This window comes from Paenibacillus sp. IHBB 10380 (assembly GCF_000949425.1).
In the GTDB taxonomy this organism is placed as follows: domain Bacteria; phylum Bacillota; class Bacilli; order Paenibacillales; family Paenibacillaceae; genus Paenibacillus_AQ.
Genome location: NZ_CP010976.1, coordinates 5390067 through 5405559 on the forward strand (window position 1 = coordinate 5390067; position 15493 = coordinate 5405559).

The 15493-nt window shown below is 42.9% G+C and carries 15 protein-coding genes and 1 riboswitch; of the genes, 13 read left to right on the forward strand and 2 right to left on the reverse strand.

Annotated features, from left to right (window positions below; translation table 11 throughout):
• Positions 1 to 59 precede the first annotated feature (59 nt).
• The gene (locus tag UB51_RS24430) at positions 60 to 1061 is read left to right on the forward strand and encodes an ABC transporter substrate-binding protein (protein WP_234405498.1); all 1002 of its coding nucleotides are present in this window, start codon (positions 60 to 62) and stop codon (positions 1059 to 1061) included.
• A 334-nt stretch (positions 1062 to 1395) separates the two neighbouring features.
• Here UB51_RS24430 and UB51_RS24435 read toward each other — a convergent pair whose 3' ends face one another.
• On the reverse strand, positions 1396 to 3510 hold the full coding sequence (locus tag UB51_RS24435; protein WP_052676067.1) for an ATP-dependent helicase: 2115 nt from the start codon (positions 3508 to 3510) through the stop codon (positions 1396 to 1398).
• Between the two features lie 256 nt (positions 3511 to 3766).
• Between UB51_RS24435 and UB51_RS24440 the strand changes: the two genes are divergently transcribed.
• The 5 genes from UB51_RS24440 (at position 3767) to UB51_RS24460 (ending at position 8182) form a co-directional block, all read left to right on the forward strand.
• A complete protein-coding gene (locus UB51_RS24440; RefSeq protein ID WP_044879531.1) occupies positions 3767 to 4498 on the forward strand; it encodes a hypothetical protein in 732 nt (243 codons plus the stop codon).
• Positions 4499 to 4577: 79 nt separating this feature from the next.
• Positions 4578 to 5393, forward strand: coding sequence for a TrmB family transcriptional regulator (locus UB51_RS24445; protein ID WP_044879532.1), 816 nt, complete (start codon positions 4578 to 4580; stop codon positions 5391 to 5393).
• Between the two features lie 55 nt (positions 5394 to 5448).
• Positions 5449 to 5736, forward strand: coding sequence for a hypothetical protein (locus tag UB51_RS24450; RefSeq protein WP_044879533.1), 288 nt, complete (start codon positions 5449 to 5451; stop codon positions 5734 to 5736).
• Positions 5737 to 5850: 114 nt separating this feature from the next.
• A riboswitch (purine riboswitch) is annotated at positions 5851 to 5951 on the forward strand.
• A 266-nt stretch (positions 5952 to 6217) separates the two neighbouring features.
• On the forward strand, positions 6218 to 6802 hold the full coding sequence (locus UB51_RS24455) for a xanthine phosphoribosyltransferase (protein ID WP_044879534.1): 585 nt from the start codon (positions 6218 to 6220) through the stop codon (positions 6800 to 6802).
• A gap of 27 nt (positions 6803 to 6829) precedes the next feature.
• Entirely contained in the window at positions 6830 to 8182 is a 1353-nt protein-coding gene (locus UB51_RS24460; RefSeq protein ID WP_044879535.1) for a nucleobase:cation symporter-2 family protein, read from the forward strand.
• A 101-nt stretch (positions 8183 to 8283) separates the two neighbouring features.
• On the opposite strand, the gene UB51_RS24465 is transcribed toward UB51_RS24460, so the two are convergent.
• Positions 8284 to 8622, reverse strand: a complete 339-nt coding sequence (locus UB51_RS24465) for a DUF4870 domain-containing protein (RefSeq protein ID WP_044879536.1) — start codon at positions 8620 to 8622, stop codon at positions 8284 to 8286.
• A gap of 576 nt (positions 8623 to 9198) precedes the next feature.
• Between UB51_RS24465 and UB51_RS24470 the strand changes: the two genes are divergently transcribed.
• The 7 genes from UB51_RS24470 to UB51_RS24500 all read left to right on the forward strand — a co-directional run bounded on the left by UB51_RS24470 (position 9199) and on the right by UB51_RS24500 (position 15313).
• Positions 9199 to 9387, forward strand: coding sequence for a hypothetical protein (locus UB51_RS24470; RefSeq protein WP_044879537.1), 189 nt, complete (start codon positions 9199 to 9201; stop codon positions 9385 to 9387).
• A gap of 432 nt (positions 9388 to 9819) precedes the next feature.
• Complete coding sequence (coxB, locus tag UB51_RS24475; RefSeq protein ID WP_044879538.1) at positions 9820 to 10863, forward strand: cytochrome c oxidase subunit II; 1044 nt, start codon at positions 9820 to 9822, stop codon at positions 10861 to 10863.
• 75 nt (positions 10864 to 10938) lie between these two features.
• The gene (ctaD, locus tag UB51_RS24480) at positions 10939 to 12783 is read left to right on the forward strand and encodes a cytochrome c oxidase subunit I (RefSeq protein WP_044880415.1); all 1845 of its coding nucleotides are present in this window, start codon (positions 10939 to 10941) and stop codon (positions 12781 to 12783) included.
• 2 nt (positions 12784 to 12785) lie between these two features.
• Entirely contained in the window at positions 12786 to 13409 is a 624-nt protein-coding gene (locus UB51_RS24485; RefSeq protein WP_044879539.1) for a cytochrome c oxidase subunit 3, read from the forward strand.
• 3 nt (positions 13410 to 13412) lie between these two features.
• Positions 13413 to 13733, forward strand: a complete 321-nt coding sequence (locus UB51_RS24490) for a cytochrome C oxidase subunit IV family protein (RefSeq protein WP_044879540.1) — start codon at positions 13413 to 13415, stop codon at positions 13731 to 13733.
• Positions 13734 to 13905: 172 nt separating this feature from the next.
• Positions 13906 to 14817, forward strand: coding sequence for a cytochrome c oxidase assembly factor CtaG (ctaG, locus tag UB51_RS24495; protein WP_044879541.1), 912 nt, complete (start codon positions 13906 to 13908; stop codon positions 14815 to 14817).
• Positions 14818 to 14848: 31 nt separating this feature from the next.
• Positions 14849 to 15313 carry a DUF420 domain-containing protein gene (locus UB51_RS24500; protein ID WP_044879542.1) on the forward strand — a complete coding sequence of 155 codons (465 nt, stop codon included), beginning with the start codon at positions 14849 to 14851 and terminating at the stop codon, positions 15311 to 15313.
• Positions 15314 to 15493 lie beyond the last annotated feature (180 nt).

A 15493-nucleotide genomic window follows, 5' to 3' on the forward strand; every position in this document is an offset into this window, starting at 1 on the left:
GATGCTATTCTTAATTTCATTATGATGAGAATGATTATCAATGAAGGAGAGTAGAGGCAGTGATTAAATTAAGTGGAATTTCATATGCGAAAATATTTATCTTGTTGGTTTTGCTGTTAGCGGGCTGTAGCAATTCAACTGGAGATGCGATCCATAGCGAGGAACAAGCGGTAGCTGTTCCTCAGGCTTCATCGAACGCACAGAAAGTTTGCGGGCAGACCCGTACGGTCAAGGATGCTAAGGGGGAGGTTATAATACCGGCGGCCCCGCAGCGGATTGCGGATATCTCCGGTTCGACCGAAGAACTGCTGATACTCGGTTTCAAACCGGTGCTGAGCGGGAATACGGATATGGCCGATCCTAGCGTGCTTACACCCATTATAAAAGACAAGGTTGGAGATCAAGTGAGTACGGCGGGCTGGTTCCAAACGGAGATTGATTTGGAGGCGGTGATGGCCGCCAGTCCGGATTTAATTCTTGCCGGACCGACCCAAGAGAAGATTTATGAGCAGCTGGAGAAGATTGCTCCGACTATTAGGGTGCCCTACGGCTTCAATGCCTTTCGGGACAGGTTTACTTTTGTATCCGAAGTTCTCGGTAAGACGGCGGAGATGGAGTCGTGGTTGAAGTCCTATAACGAGCGAGTTAGTCAGCTGAGTAATCAAATTATGGAGGCTACTGGGCAGGAGACATTTGCCGTCATTGAAGCCACGCAAAAGGAAATACGTATATATTCTCGCACGGGCGTAGCGGATACTATTTTTAATGACCTGTCTTTGCCGATGGCACCCGGAACGCCCGAACCTGATCCATGGGGCGGGAAGGTGACAAGTCTGGAAGGACTGTCAAGCTTTGATCCCGATCATATCGTGCTGCTGTCCGACAACAAGGAGAATGTAGTGGAGCGCAGCGGCACTTGGAAGAATCTCAAAGCGTTTAGGTCTGGGCATGTATACCGCATGACAACCCGGCAGAACTATAACGAGGCTTTTTTTGCGCTAGGCAAGCTCGCTGTTCTGGAGAACATCAGTAAAGCAATACTTGAGGGTAATGCGGACTGAGTATGACTGAGTACGGTTGAAGTTCGATAAAATGATCATTATTCATTACAATGAGAATTATGATGTATTGTTGGAATCACAGTACGTAAGCAGAGTAAAGATCTGTGGAACAATTACGTTTTTACTATAATTATAATCATAACATTGACCCGTTGGACCCGCCTCATGAAGGGGGTCTAACGGGTCAATAGTATATTCTTCACCTTGAATTCCGCGTTTTATATCCTCATCTCTAGCCTGATAAATATAATCCCCCCCTATTACACCGCGACACCATTTAGCATAACGCCATACAAGATTTTACTCTTTAGTACACGTTGCAGCTAGATTTGAATCACTTAAAAGACATGTGGATGGGTGAAGAAGTCTTAGGATCTTTCACACCAAAGGCTTCCATTAGGAAACGAGATGGTGCTGCAGGTTTGCCGTGATAATGAAGTGGTGAAGTAATGAATAGACGCTCTTTAGCTCGAGTTACCGCCACATAAGCAAGCCGGCGTTCTTCCTCTAGAGCTGCCTCAGATAACTTAGCTGTGCTACTTTCTGGGTGAGTGACTTTCATTTCTTCGGGCACTTTCTCTTTCAGAACACTGCTGTGGGGAAGAATCCCTTCACTCGCACCAATCCAGTAGACATGACGGAATTCCATGCCCTTAGCACGGTGAATCGTCATGAGCTGTACGGCATTCTCAGCTCCCCCATCCCGTAGAGACTCCATTTGTTTATGGCGAGAGATTAACTCATCTGCATGAGCTATAAACTGATCGACGGTGTCAAAGCGCGCTGCGGCACTCTCTAATTCGTCTAAACTATCGGTTAGCGTCTCTTTATATTGGGTATGAAGAAGAGGGTCACCCGCATCCATATATTTATCATAGAAAAGCCTGCGCATCTCTTGGATAGCATAGACAGGCTTCAGAGTCATGAGTTTTTTGATTAATTTAATTCGTTCTTTGACTGCAACTTGTTGATAGGGCTGAAGCCGATCCCAGCGCGTCAAATGAATGAGTGGGTATTTCTTAGGCTGTTGATTCTCTTTATTTGTTAAATAAGCCAATCCATCTTCTCGAGGAATATAGAGTGGACCAAGCGCACTCTGGAAAGCTTCTTTACACCGAGGATTCAAGGAAAGTCTAAGGTGATCTATTAATGTCTTCACAACACTCTGCTCGTAGAAGACAGAGTTATTACCATATTGGACAAAAGGAATCCCTCTCAGTAATAGTTGTTCCAACATAGCGCGGCTACTACCTGCGGTCCGATGTAGAATAGCAATATCAGCATAAGTTGCTTCTCCTCGTTCAACATGCTGTTCTAAATGGCTCGCAACAAAGGCTGCTTCTTCCTCAACATTCATTGGAGAAGCATACTGAGGGGCTGCACCTGCCGCTCCTGCCGCTACAAGATGCTTAACACGACGGTGATGATTATAAGCAATGAGAGCTGTACCCAGACCGAGAATACGATTATCACTACGGTAGTTAATCGGAAGCGCTATAACCTTGGCATCTGGATACAGCTTATCGAATTGCAGGATAGATTCCTGTTGGGCTCCGTTGAAGGAATAAATCGTCTGATCGTCATCGCCTACTACCATAAGATTACGGTGCTCTGCAGCCAGCTTACGTACCATCTCATATTGCACCGTATTTGTATCCTGAAATTCATCCACCATCATGTAGCTGAACCGTGATTGTAGCCTTGCGCAAGTATGGGAGTCATTCAGTAATGCCGTCGTATGGAGTAGAATGTCATCGAAGTCCCACTGGTGCCTTCCTTGCTTCCACTCCTCATAATTGAGTAGAATACTCTTGATCTTTGATTCTTCTTCGGTATGGTCTGGGAGATCCTCAGGCCATTGTCCGTTCATCTTCCATGCTGAGAGAGCAGCTAGCAGCGTCTCAGGCTGATAAGCTTCGCTCACCTTGTGGCGACGTAGGATAATCTTCATTATTGTATGTCTAGTGGAGAAGTCTCCAAGAATTTGTTCTTGTTGTCCAGATTGTCTTAATAGGGCTAGACCGAAGGAATGAAAGGTCCGAGCTTGCACCGCTTGTGCAATTCTTGCAGAAATACCGGGTAGGCGGGCAATGCGCTCTTTGATTTCTGCTGCAGCTTTACTTGTAAAGGTGACAAGCAAAATCTGAGAAGCAGGGATGCCGCGTACTTGTATGAGATATCCCGTGCGCGCAGCTAAGACAGTCGTCTTGCCGCAGCCGGCTCCAGCAAGGGTAAGTAGTGGGCCTTCTCCATGCCGGACAGCATCTATTTGTGGACCATTAAGAAATATCCCTTCTTGCTCTAAGGCACGGAAATAGAAGGCATCATCCATATGGTGATCGATGAGATCGACACTAGTGGCTGCTGGTGCATCGGGTGCTTGAGGGAACGGAGTATCTAAGGGCACGGTTGCCGGGTGTGAATGATAACTAAGGGTTGATTGCTGCACGTTCTTCCGCCTTTCATAGATGTAAAATATTTACTTTTTCACAAGTGGTCTATAAATTTGGTATGATAGAGTTATGTTTATTAATTTAGTGTACAAATAAATCAGTAAATCTAATTATAACGCTAATTATACGATTGAGGTTAAGCTTTCCTTTTGTTTACAAGTTAAGAAGAGAATATTCCCTGCTTGGAAGCATAGGGCTATTATATATGCTAATACAGAAGTGACTTGAATGAGAATGAAGGAGGAGCAATTTATGAGCTTTATAAAACGTATTAAAGATGGCGCAAACCGGGCAACAGAGAGGGCGCAAAGTGCTGTCGAGGTGGGCAAAATTAATGGACATATTGCCGAAATAGAGAAAGAGATGGACCTTCATTTTTTGAAAATGGGCAAAGTATTCTATGAGGGTTACTGTTCTGAGGATATGCGAATCGCTGAGAAGGAGATGGTTGCACTATCCAAAACATGTGATCAACTTAAAGAGAATATAGATGAGCTGCGAGGACGAATTGCAGATTTGAAGAATGAGCGACTATGTAAGTGTGGTAAGGTTGTGGCATTGGATGTGAATTTCTGTCCTCATTGTGGCACAAAGATGTCAGAAGATCAGCCGAAACAGCAGCAGGAGAATGAGGTTTATGGCGAGAAGAGAACAATATACCCAGAGCCGCTGAATACTCTTACCCCTGAATCAATTCTGTTCGAGGATGATGATGAGATTTTTGTAGAAGATGATGTAGAAGATGCATCTCAAGATTTAGAGCGTGAGCGTAGACAAGTTGAGGGACTAGAGCGTGAACGTGAGCGGCAACTCGAGCTAGACAGACGTATTCGTTATTGGAACGATAACAATCATAGTGAAGATACTGGCTTGGATGATGAAGAGGGTGCAGAAAAAGAAAGAACCTTTAAATGCCAAATTTGTGCCGCAGATCTAACGCTAGGTTCCAAATGGTGCCCACGTTGTGGTGCTGAACAGATTTAATTTAAATAATAATCTTAAATAGGGATTAGATAAGCTTTTCATACAGGAATGTGTTCAGGCAGCTTGGGAGGGCAACAGTATGGAACAATTGTTACATCATCTACGGACTCTAGGATTCATAGAGATGGAAGCCAAAATTATGGTCGAATTGGCAGGTAGTGGGCCTTCTTCGGGATATGAAGTTGCCAAAAGAATGGGTGTATCACGCTCGAATGTATATGCCACACTTCAACGGCTATCTCAGCAAGGTTTTCTTCAGTGCAGTACGGGAGAGCCCATCCGGTATAACATGCTGAAGATTGAGGAATTGACACGAATGATTTCTGGTCAAATGAAGGAGTCTCTGTCCTTCATTGAGAGTAGAATGCCACGAGCTCAGGAGGAGACTCCACCTTTCTATCATGTCGAAGGGGAACGCAAAGTTCTAGACACGTTAGTTCGTGAGATGGAAAAGGCAAATCGAGAAATTGTGATTGATGTGTGCCGTGAAGAAGCAGCTTTATTGAGGAATGAGCTAGAGCAAGTGGAGAGTAGAGGCGTGAAGCTGTTATGGTCTACGGATGGGGGCGATGCTGCTATGAGCCGTTACTCAACATGGCCCTCTTGGGACAATGGATCAGCCCGTGATTCTTCGATTACTGGACGTAAATTCTCGTTTGTTATTGATAGGCACTGGTGTATGTTGGGCATGCGCGGGGAAGACTCTAGTAAGACGGTAGCTATGGTAACGGATCACCCTGTGATGACGGAGTTGCTCCTAAGCCATTTCACTCAAGAAATGGTGCTCTACGAAGTAGAGAAAGACATCGGCAGTGAGTTGGTAGATCGTTATGGTCCGCATTACGAGGAAATTTATCGTAAGTATGTGGGCGCGGATATTCAGGATGAAGATTAATGCAATCTCAGAGCAAACTCACTTGTGAGTTATAACAGAAGCGGAGGACGAATCAATGGAATGTCTCGTACACTTTGAAGTGAAACATAAGAATAACGAGTCGAAACAACTAAGGGGCCTTATTTTCTTGAACGATCAGCAACAGCCTGGAGATGAACAGTTGCTGCAAATGTTTAGAGATATGAAGTTTAATATGGTCATTGCTGACCGAGATACACTCCTGTTCAAACCTGTAGATCCATCAGCAGACTATGTCTCGATTCGAATCATTGAATTAGATATGGGTGAGGATCGTTACACGGAGGATAGAGATTTGAAAACTATTCTCTCGAATTTTTTGTGATTTATTCCTAACGGAACATCCAGACAAATTTCTCTTTATTTTATGGTGTCATATACGGTATAATTCAGGCATTGTCGTTTGATGTCAGTCTTTGACTCTTTGTGTCAGATTGTATGTGACCGTTTTATATTGCTCTCGTATAGGTGCAGGAATAGGCCTGCATGTCTCTACCCGATCACCGGAATGATTGGACTACGGAGTAACAATACATACCATTGGTTTCTGTATCTTTTTCAAGATCTATGTTGTTTATAGCATAGAGCGGGAGAAGGTACAGGAACTTTTATGTTTGTTATTCTGAAACCCATTATTCCTATGCCGAGCCCTCGGTATTGGAGAATGGGTTTTTTTTAAATATAAGAGAGTAGTTTTTACTGTACTTTGCTTATGTTTTTACGAGAAACGGTTTCCGTTCCTTAAAGGACGGCGAAGCCGTTTCTTCTTCAATTGTGAATAAATAACAACGAATAGGGGATTAGTCATGCAACTATTGAGACAGAAAGTATTAAATGAAGGTATAGTCCTGAGCAATCAAGTACTAAAGGTAGATTCTTTTCTTAACCATCAAATGGATCCTATATTGATGAAAGAAGTAGGGAAGGAGTTCACGCGGCGATTTGAAGATCAGCAGATTACACGTGTGCTCACGATTGAGTCCTCAGGCATTGCTCCGGGGATTATGACAGCGTTGGAGTTAAATGTACCGCTTATCTTTGCGCGTAAGCAGAAGTCATTGACGCTACGAGAAGATATTCTCGTTGAGAAAGTCTATTCCTTTACGAAGCAAGAGAGTAATGAGATTACAGTAGCGAAGAAATTTATGAATCCGGGAGACCGAGTGCTCATTATTGATGATTTCCTTGCGAATGGCGAAGCTGCATTTGGGCTTGCTCGAATTGTTGAGAAGGCAGGTGCGGAAGTTGTGGGGATCGGAATCGTTATAGAGAAGTCGTTCCAACCTGGGCGTCGTTTGTTACTTGAGGCAGGGTACCGGGTAGAGTCGTTGGTGCGCATAGCTGCATTAGATGATGGACAAGTCACCTTTGTAGAAGATCAAGAGGTCTAATTATTATATAGGGGGAAGCAGTACAACATGGGACATCAGAATCAACCGAGGCAAGAGCCTGTATTTAACAAAAATCGTCATCCACTACAAACATTTTCGCTTGGTCTCCAGCACGTATTAGCTATGTATGCTGGCGCTGTTATTGTACCCCTTATTGTTGCGAGGGCATTAGGCTTAACAACAGAACAATTGACTTATTTAATCTCGATTGATTTACTAGCTTGTGGTGTGGCAACACTCCTTCAAGTGTGGGGGAATCGTTTCTTCGGAATTGGTCTTCCCGTAATGTTAGGATGTGCGTTTCAAGCTGTGTCTCCGATGATCGCCATCGGATTGAATGACGGAGTCTCTGCTATTTATGGGGCCATCATTGCATCGGGTATTTTTGTTATTGTCTTCTCTGGCTTATTCGGTAAATTAATAGCTTTCTTTCCACCTGTGGTGACGGGTTCGGTTGTCACAATTATCGGTGTAACCTTGATTCCTGTGGCATTAACGGATCTTGGTGGAGGCAATGGAGCTGCAGATTTCGGCAGTCCTACGAATCTCATGTTAGGATTCGGGGTATTATTATTTATTATTGTAATGAGCCGTTTCACGACAGGATTCATTCGTTCAATTTCAGTACTTGTCGGTCTAATTGTCGGTACAACTGCCGCAGCTATATTCGGTCACGTAGACCTTGGGCCACTGAGGGAAGCTAGTTGGTTCCACGCCGTACAGCCTTTCTATTTTGGCAAACCGACTTTTCATATATCTGCCATTCTTACGATGATTCTAGTTGCAATTGTTAGCATCACAGAATCTACAGGTGTGTTTATGGCCCTAGGTAAAATTGTGAATAAAGACATCACGTCTAAGGACCTTACTCGTGGGTATCGTGCGGAGGGGATCGCTATCGTTATTGGTGGATTATTTAATTCCTTTCCGTATACAACATATTCTCAGAATGTCGGTTTAATTCAGATGAGCCGTGTGAAGACTAGAGATGTCATTGTTGTAGCAGGTGGACTCTTGGTGGTCATCGGCTTTATACCGAAGATTGCGGCTTTAACACAGCTCATCCCTTCCTCCGTATTGGGTGGAGCGATGGTCGCATTGTTCGGAATGGTCGTCTCTTCGGGTATTCGGATGCTCGGTGACCAAGTGGATCTCAATCGATATGAGAATTTGTTCGTTATTGCCTGTTCCGTAGGGATGGGTCTTGGTGTAACCGTGGTACCCGATATATTCGCACAATTACCTGACTGGGCTCGTATCCTTGTAGACAACGGGATTATTGCAGGTAGTGTAACAGCTATAGCGTTAAACTTACTCTTTAATGGTCTAAAGGGGTCTAGGGCTGGTCAAGTACATGCAGATGAGAGTCATGCTTCTTAAGTTACCATAATATAAGTATTCAAGAAGAAACGGCTTCGCAGTCCACTCATGGATAGCGAAGCCGTTTCGTTGTTCGTAGGATATGGATAAAGCCAATATGATCATAAGTGCCGGAGCTGTCTTTCGGCGATTTCTCCAATCCAAGGAAGCTTGAACCATTTACCTTGAGCTGCTTGCATGATCAGAACGACCCATAACACAAGCGTTAGAATAGATAAAAGGGAGGCCACGAGTGGACCGATAAGAGGCACGAATCCTGTGAGTACATGGGCAACCATAAGACCTCCGAAAGCCATTACGGATTGCAGAGAGTGGAATAAGACCAATCGACTGCGTTTCTCTACAGCTAGAAAAATGATACCTCCAATAAAAGTGAATAAATAGCAGAGCATCGCAGCCATATTCTCAGGTATACCGGTAGAAGATTTGAATGGTGACAGGGAAGATCACTCTCCTTATTCTCTGGAAAAAACGATTCCTTTTACCCTATGAATGTGTTAGACAAGTTATGTATAGCATTTTTTGATTCACGTGGGGTGGATATAAAACACAGTCAGCAGGTGCCGAAGCACAATTTAATACTAGAGCATATCATGTCCGTATGGAGCATAGTTTTGGAGTATATACAGAATGAAATGATCTATATTCGGAGTCATGATGGGGGTAGGATGTTTCGGTTGATCACAAAAAGGCTATGTGTCTTGGGAGTGATTATGAGTGACTTGGGTATTTTATGCACCAAATGAAGATGAAATAGATGTTTTTTAAACAATTTTTAGGTAATTTAGGTAAAGATTTTATGGGATAGCTGTTACCTAGAACAAAATATGGTACAATAGAATGGAGTGATTCAGCTTCATCCTTATGGGGTATTTATAATGTTAGAGCCTGAGTGATGGTTCGAAGAGCTTCTATCCACTTCATACTGCTTACTACTTCACGATGTTTATAAGGAAGATCTTTTCGGCATTCTCTTAACCCGAGCTTTTCATTCAGCGTTATGGGAGGGAACAATTATGGCAACGAAAGGTCATAACGAAGTCAAGGAAAGTCTGCGGGAGATGACACGAATTTTCCGGCCTAAGGATCCAAAGAAGTTTGTAAAGGATTACGTCCGGAAATACCATATTATGGGAGGATACGAAGAGGAACTAACCTCAGTGGTAGAACACGAGCTTGGACGAATGGATTCTTCCGTTTCTTAGATGAAATAATGATTATTAACAATAGTGAAAGATCCCTATAGACTGTTTTCTGCGCTAATTATTGCAGATCACGGTTTTTTTTGTGCATAAATAGACATATAAAATGCAATAAATAGACATACAATAGGCAATGAATGTACATATAATAGGGAGAAATTAACTTTGTATTCTCTGTTGGGAGAACGCTTTATAATACTATGTAAACAAATTATTTATAATGTAAACGTTTACAAAAGCTTATTTGGCGCGATTTTTTAAATATTTGAACAATTTGTGAACTGTTCTTGAGTCATTGACAAAGTACTACCATAAACTTATATTAAATAGGTGATTGTTTTTATTGACAGAGCTATGTTTTTCGTGATAATACAGGTGTGTTTCCGTGCATGTGGTCGGTGGTACCTGTGAAATTTGTAAAAGTGGGGTAGATAAATGATGAAATGGTGGCAGCCTGTGAAGCGAATCCTTCCCATGTTAGCGGTGTTTTCCCTGCTGTTAGCTGGTTGTGGCCGTGAGGACTTGTCGGTATTAAGACCGCAAGGACCTGTGGCACAGGGACAGTACGATCTAATGAAGCTTTCAATCTCAATTATGGTTGTGGTATTACTAGTCGTGTTTGTAATTGCGGGATATGTCATGATTAAATTCCGTAGAAGACCGGGTCAGACAGAAATACCTGAGCAAGTGGAAGGCAATTTCAAGCTGGAGATCATTTGGACCGTTATTCCTTTGATTTTAGTGCTAGTTCTTGCAGTTCCTACTGTGCGGGAAGTATTTGCTTTTGCAAATGATCATTCCGATGACAAGAATGCTGTACATGTGAAAGTAACTTCACATCAATACTGGTGGGAATTTGATTATCCTCAGTATGATATTAAGACAGCACAGGATTTGATTATTCCAACGAATAAAGATATTGCGTTTGAATTGAAAACAGTAGATGTGATTCACTCTTTCTGGGTTCCTTCCTTGTCAGGGAAGATGGATACCAATCCAGATGGTACGCTGAATAAGTTCAGCTTCAGTACTGCTAAAGAAGGCGTTTACTTAGGTAAGTGTGCAGAATTTTGTGGTACATCTCATGGTCTTATGGAATTCAAAGTTAAAGCTGTGAGTGAGGATGCATTTGATGCGTGGGTAGCTTCAATGAAAGCACCTGTGGAACCAATCGCTGATCAAGCGCTTGCCCTAACCTTCAAGAACCAATGTTTGTCTTGTCATGCCATTGGTGATCAAGGGGGATCGGCTGGACCGAACCTTACAGGAATTGGTTCGCGTGAAACCGTGGCAAGTATCTTGTTGAATGCAGAAGGTAGTCAAGGTGGAGATCCTGTCGTGGATAACCTCAAAGAATGGCTTCATGATCCGCAATCTGTGAAACCAGGTAATAAGATGCCAGCACCTAAAGATCTCGGACTTACCGATGAAGAAATTGATGGTATTGCGGAGTACTTGGCTAACTCCACATTGAAATAATAATCTCAGTTGGGACTTTAGAAGGGGGTACAAACCTTGGCTCACGCACATAGTGTTAAGCGTTACAAGGGCTTGATGGATTGGCTAACGACAGTCGATCACAAAAAAATAGCTGTTCTTTATTTGCTTGGTGGAACATTGTTTTTTGGTATCGGCGGAATTGAGGCCATAATAATTCGTCTTCAATTAATTAAACCAATGAACGATTTAGTATCTGCTCAAACTTTTAATGAATTAATTACGATGCACGGAACAACGATGATCTTTCTCGGCGTTATGCCAATCATCTTTGCACTAATGAACGCACTTATTCCGTTACAGATTGGCGCACGCGACGTAGCCTTTCCTTTTCTGAATTCCCTCGGATTCTGGACTTTCCTATTCGGGGGACTTCTACTGAATTTAAGTTGGTTTATGGGTGGAGCACCTGATGCCGGATGGACGGCGTATACTCCGTTGTCTGGTACGAAGTTCAGCACGACTCACGGGGTTGACTTTTATACCGTCGGCTTGCAACTCGCAGGACTGGGTACCTTGATTGGTGGTATTAACTTCCTAGCTACTATCATCACCATGCGTGCTCCAGGGATGTCATTCATGCGTATGCCTATGTTTACATGGACTACCTTTATTACTTCCGCGATGATATTGTTTGCCTTCCCTGCGATTACAGTGGGATTGGTACTCTTGACCTTTGACCGGATTCTAGGAGCGAATTTCTTTGACGTTGCAGGTGGCGGTAACCCCATTCTGTGGCAACATATTTTTTGGATATTCGGGCATCCTGAAGTATATGTCTTGATTTTGCCTGCCTTTGGTATTATCTCAGAAGTTATTCCAACATTTGCTCGTAAACGTCTTTTTGGTTATAGTTCCATGGTGTTTGCAACCATCCTTATTGCATTTCTTGGATTCATGGTATGGGCGCATCACATGTTTACAACAGGACTTGGTCCTGTAGCTAACGCCTTATTCTCGATCTCGACGATGTTAATTGCTGTTCCGACAGGGATCAAAATCTTTAACTGGATGTTCACCATGTGGGGCGGTCAAGTGCGATTTACGAGTGCGAACTTGTTCGCTGTTGGGTTTATCCCGACGTTCACCATGGGCGGAATTACAGGTGTTATGCTCGCTTCTGCTCCGGCTGACTTCCAGTTCCATGATACATACTTTGTCGTAGCGCATTTTCACTACGTTATTGTAGGTGGTCTGGTATTTGGATTATTCGCGGGTCTACACTTTTGGTGGCCGAAGATGTTCGGACGTATGCTTAATGAAACGATTGGTAAATGGACGTTCTGGACATTCGCTATCGGATTCCATATGACATTCTTTGTACAACATTTCTTGGGTCTCTTGGGAATGCAACGCCGTGTATTTACGTATTTGCCCAACCAAGGGTTTGATACAATGAATCTAGTGAGTACGTTGGGTGCTATTCTGATGGGCATAGGTGTTATGCTCTTCCTTTTCAATGCGTTTCATTCATTTACTAAGCCTAAGGGTGTGGCGAACGATCCGTGGGAAGATGGACGTACACTAGAATGGTCTATACCATCTCCACCGCCAGAATATAATTTCAAACAAATACCACTAGTACGCGGTCTCGATGCTTTTTGGAAAGAAAAGATGGCTGGACATCAGGAAATGACTCCGGCAGAACCGGTCGGCTCGATCCATATGCCTTCACCAACCATTCTTCCTTTTGTCATGTCCGTGGGTATTTTCATCGCAGGCCTTGGTTTAATGTTCAGTGGTGAGCAATTCTCTAATTCGTTCATGAGCTTCATATTTAATAACTGGATTGTATGTGGATTAGGTCTTCTTATCACTTTCGGTTCTATGGTGCTGAGATCGCTCTTTGACGATCACGGCTGGCATATCGAACTTGAGGAATTGGAAGAGGAGGGAGTATAAGCATGGCATCAGCACACACAGAAGTTGACGGTAAATTGCCAAATGAACCTGAGAAGGCGACATTGGAAGGTCGTAACAAGATACTTGGTTTTTGGCTCTTTCTTGGTGGTGAGGCCGTGCTTTTCGGTACACTCTTTGCCACATTCCTTACGCTTCGTAATCAGACTAATGAGGGTCCAACGGCGAATGAACTGTTCTCATTACCGTTGACTGCCATGGCAACAATGCTCTTGTTAGTAAGTAGCTTGACGAGTGTATTCGCTATTCAGGCTATGCATCGTCATAATCTTCCTTCCTTGATACGATGGTTATTTATCACAGTTTTACTTGGGCTTGTATTTCTAGGCTTGGAAATTTATGAGTTCGCGGAGTATATGATTAAAGATGACTTTGGTATGTCAACGAGTGCGTTTAGCTCGGCTTTCTATACGTTAGTTGGCTTCCACGGAGCTCACGTAGCATTCGGGGTTGTATGGATCGGAATATTGATTGGACAGCTGTACAGAAAAGGATTGACGGTCGTAACCGCGCCGAAAATTTATGTGTCTGCAATTTACTGGCACTTTATTGACGTCGTATGGGTATTTATTTTTACGGTCGTTTACCTACTTGGAAAGGTGGGCTAAAGTATGACTGTAGACCAGCAAACAGAGAACCAAGTGGTTCATCGCAGTACTCGGCATGAGGGTCCTCAAAAACATATTGTTGCCTTTATTTTCTCCATTGTACTCACGGCGATCGCTTTTGCTGCTGTAGCAGCAGGCGACGTGAATCCAACGTTTACAATTTCTCTGTTGTTGTTCATGGCAGTGTTGCAAGTTATTGTGCAGATGGGATTCTGGATGCACTTGAAAGATAAAGGTCATTTGATGCCCATTCTCTTCATGGTCGGTGGATTTTTCGTCGCAGGTACGGCAATTATTACTGCATTGTTCTGGATGTGGTGGTAAAATGAGAAAGAGGTGGCTTGGGCCACCTCTTTTTTTAAATGATAAGGGTTTATGAATTTCACTCTGTATTCGTTAGAAGTTTAAAGTACTATAATAAGATGTAATAGGCGTTCATTCGTGATGTTTGTCACTAATTAGACAGAAAATTACCCGGTGAGTAGGAGGTATTCACATGCTGGGATTAGAATACTTTAGCTTTGCGGACTTGTGGAGTCCTTTGTTTCTAACAGCTATGCTCTTGGTAACAGCTACGTATTTACTCATAACAGGACCTATGAGTGAGAAGTTTGCAACAGCGGAGCCTACTTCAGTAGCTAAGAAGATTATGTTCATGAGTGGGATGTTTCTGCTTTATTTAGCTCAAGGGGGACCTGTTAGTCTATTAGGGCATATGATGTTTTCCTTTCATATGTTGACTATGGCATTCTCCTATCTAGCAGCACCACCATTAATCATGCTGGGTATTCCTACATGGTTGTGGCGAGCTATTCTAAAAGTGAACCCCTTCAAGCCTTTAGGATTTCTAGCGAGGCCTATTGTAGCGGCAGTTCTCTTTAATGGCTTGTTCTCGCTTTATCATATCGCGGTAATCCATGATTACGTGATGTTGAATTTTACTGCGCATCGCTTGTATTATATTGTATTATTCATAACTTCTGTACTGATGTGGTGGACGCTTATCAATCCACTTCCAGAAGGGAAACAAGGGTCAAGTCTGGCAAAAATGGGTTATATTTTTCTGAATATGGTTCTGCTCACCCCAGCCTGTGGTCTAATCATATTTGCTTCGCACACGCTGTATGCGACTTATAGTGATCCTGTTGTATGGGCTGAAGCTATGGGATACTGTATAAGTGGAGATCCAACGGTATTATTGCAAAATTTCGGTGGACCCACTTTCTTTAGCATAATGAGTCCACTGGTTGATCAACAAGTTGGCGGTATCGCTATGAAGTTTATTCAGGAGTTTATTTTTGGATCAATGTTGGCCTATGTATTCTTTCAGTGGTATAGGAAGGAGAACCGTGAAGATGAGGATGCAAAGTCTGATGATCTCTCGGATCAATCTCTGAATCATGTGTAAATTTTAAAGGTCTTTAAGGAGGAACATCATCATGGATTTGTATATTATACTTCCAACCATCAGTACCTCATTCATTGTCATTAGTGCAATACTAGTAGCTATTGGTTGGGGGCTCATTATTAAAGGGAAGAGAGAAGCGCATAAGAAGGTCATGATCGCTGGAGCTATAGCGGCATTATTATTCTTCATTATCTATATGTCCCGAACTATATTCGTAGGTAATACTTCATGGGGCGGTTCAGAGGAGCTTCAGATCTACTATCAGATCTTCCTGATATTCCATATTACACTGGCTACAGTAGCAGCTGTATTTGGAATTACGACACTTGTACTTGGGTTCAAGGAAAAATACTCTAAGCACCGTAAATGGGGTAAGATCACATCCATTATGTGGTTTTTCACCGCGATAACGGGCGTTGCTGTTTATGTACTCCTGTATGTTCTATTCCCGGGCGGACATACGAAACCTGTATGGGAAGTCATCTTGGGGATCTAAATATAGGAAAGTAAAAATTCCCACTACACTTTGCTTGTATTTCTACGAGAAACGGCTTCGCGATCCCTTTAAGGATGGCGAAGCCGTTTCTTCTTGTGTGGAATGTTGAAATTGACGATTGACACTTGAAATAAGTACACTGTATACTGTGTATAAAGATATATACAGTAGACACAGTGA

Coding starts and splice junctions, on each gene's coding strand:
- UB51_RS24485 (WP_044879539.1), top strand. CDS start 12,786: ATGGCATCAGCACACACAGAAGTTGACGGTAAATTGCCAAATGAACCT.
- UB51_RS24470 (WP_044879537.1), top strand. CDS start 9,199: ATGGCAACGAAAGGTCATAACGAAGTCAAGGAAAGTCTGCGGGAGATG.
- UB51_RS24450 (WP_044879533.1), top strand. CDS start 5,449: ATGGAATGTCTCGTACACTTTGAAGTGAAACATAAGAATAACGAGTCG.
- coxB (WP_044879538.1), top strand. CDS start 9,820: ATGATGAAATGGTGGCAGCCTGTGAAGCGAATCCTTCCCATGTTAGCG.
- UB51_RS24490 (WP_044879540.1), top strand. CDS start 13,413: ATGACTGTAGACCAGCAAACAGAGAACCAAGTGGTTCATCGCAGTACT.
- UB51_RS24500 (WP_044879542.1), top strand. CDS start 14,849: ATGGATTTGTATATTATACTTCCAACCATCAGTACCTCATTCATTGTC.
- UB51_RS24455 (WP_044879534.1), top strand. CDS start 6,218: ATGCAACTATTGAGACAGAAAGTATTAAATGAAGGTATAGTCCTGAGC.
- ctaG (WP_044879541.1), top strand. CDS start 13,906: ATGCTGGGATTAGAATACTTTAGCTTTGCGGACTTGTGGAGTCCTTTG.
- UB51_RS24460 (WP_044879535.1), top strand. CDS start 6,830: ATGGGACATCAGAATCAACCGAGGCAAGAGCCTGTATTTAACAAAAAT.
- UB51_RS24440 (WP_044879531.1), top strand. CDS start 3,767: ATGAGCTTTATAAAACGTATTAAAGATGGCGCAAACCGGGCAACAGAG.
- ctaD (WP_044880415.1), top strand. CDS start 10,939: ATGGATTGGCTAACGACAGTCGATCACAAAAAAATAGCTGTTCTTTAT.
- UB51_RS24445 (WP_044879532.1), top strand. CDS start 4,578: ATGGAACAATTGTTACATCATCTACGGACTCTAGGATTCATAGAGATG.